Below are 1,450 nucleotides of genomic sequence, written 5' to 3'. Positions count from 1 at the left end.
GAAGCGGTGGAAGAGGCGGGGATCGAGGTCGGTCGCTGCGAGCATGCCATCAGTTATCTGGTGAGCCCGGGCGGCAGTACCGAGCGTATCGAAGTCTATGTGGGCGAGGTGGATGCCAGCAAGGCCGAAGGGATCCACGGTTTGGCGGAAGAGGGCGAAGATATCCGGGTGCACGTGGTGAGTCGTGAACAGGCCTATGCCTGGCTAAAGGAGGGGCGCATCGACAATGCGGCTTCCGTCATCGCACTGCAGTGGCTGGCCCTCAATCACGGCGAGCTGCGGGCTCGCTGGCTGGCGGAGCGCTGAGGTGGTGAGCGTCCAGCAGCAGGGCAAGCGCTATGTGCCTGACTTGATGTCCTTGCAGCGTACCTGCGAGGTGAATTACTCACGGGTGTTGATTGAGGGAGCTGCGAGATGCCGTTAGTCCAGAGCCCGATGAAACGCTATGTGCCTGATTTGATGTCCTTGCAGCGCACCTGCGAGGTGAACTATATGGCCTTGATGAAACTGCTGCCACCCGGTGGCACAGTCGGGGCCGAACGCCGCTATCAGGTGGGCAACGGGTTGCAGTTCCAGCTCACTGTCAGCGAGGAGAGCCGCTTTACCAGCCAGGTGATCCTGGCCCAGCACAACCCGGAATTGCCGAGCTACTTGCAGGCTCGCATCGAGATTCGTTTGTATCATGACGTGCGGATGGCGGAAGTGTGTGCGGCGCAACAGATTTCGAGGTTGCAACCACGTTATGATTATCCCAATAAAAAAATGCACCAGCGGGATGAAAAGGAGCAGGTAAATCTGTTTCTGGCCGATTGGCTAAGATTTTGTCTCAGACATGGTACCAGCCTGATCAACATCCTCTAGTTGAACTTATACAAAGAAGCGTGATTTTGGAAACAGAGCTACCCCAGGCGCAGGACGGCAGTGTGCGCCTGTTACAAATTACCGACACCCATCTCTTCGCGAGTGCCGAGGGGAGGCTATTGGCTGTGCGTACTGCAGAGAGCCTGGCTGCCGTGCTGGAACAGGTGCAGGTCAATGAGCACCCGTTCGACCTGATCCTGGCGACTGGCGATCTGTCGCAGGATCACAGTCCGGAGTCCTACCAGCGCTTTGCCAGCATGATGGCTCCGCTGGCGCGCCCCATCTACTGGTTGCCCGGCAACCACGACGACGGCCCCCTGATGACCGAGTACCTGCATGCGGCCGGGATCAGCGAGGCCAAGCAACTGGTGGGCGAACACTGGCAAGTGATGCTGCTCGATACCCAGGTACGCGGCAAACCCCATGGCGTGCTGGGGGATCACCAACTGGCGGCGCTGGATAGCGCACTGCGTCAACATCCCGAGCGCCACGCCCTGATCGCCCTGCACCATCAGGCTGTGCCGGTCGGTTGCGCCTGGCTGGATCAGCACAATCTCAAGAATGCCGACGACTTGTTCGCCGTGCTGGC

Annotated in this window: 2 protein-coding genes and 1 pseudogene; all 3 read left to right on the top strand. The window is 59.4% G+C overall.

Features of this window, described 5'->3' with window-relative positions; genetic code table 11:
• A pseudogene (nudF, locus tag AXW79_RS02790) lies at positions 1 to 306 on the top strand (ADP-ribose diphosphatase); the annotation flags it as partial.
• Between the two features lie 108 nt (positions 307 to 414).
• Complete coding sequence (locus tag AXW79_RS02785; RefSeq protein WP_005313915.1) at positions 415 to 861, top strand: DUF1249 domain-containing protein; 447 nt, start codon at positions 415 to 417, stop codon at positions 859 to 861.
• Between the two features lie 26 nt (positions 862 to 887).
• Positions 888 to 1,450 (top strand): 3',5'-cyclic-AMP phosphodiesterase (cpdA, locus tag AXW79_RS02780; RefSeq protein WP_063977636.1); only part of this gene is annotated, 563 nt, incomplete at its 3' end.

It is taken from the genome of Aeromonas salmonicida subsp. salmonicida (assembly GCF_001643305.1).
Classification (GTDB): domain Bacteria; phylum Pseudomonadota; class Gammaproteobacteria; order Enterobacterales; family Aeromonadaceae; genus Aeromonas; species Aeromonas salmonicida.
Note: the sequence above shows the minus strand (reverse complement) of the source record. Positions and strands in the feature narration are given on the sequence as shown.

Bases quoted from the DNA above. Each gene is read 5' to 3' on its own strand.
- AXW79_RS02785 (WP_005313915.1), top strand. From the start codon at position 415: ATGCCGTTAGTCCAGAGCCCGATGAAACGCTATGTGCCTGATTTGATG.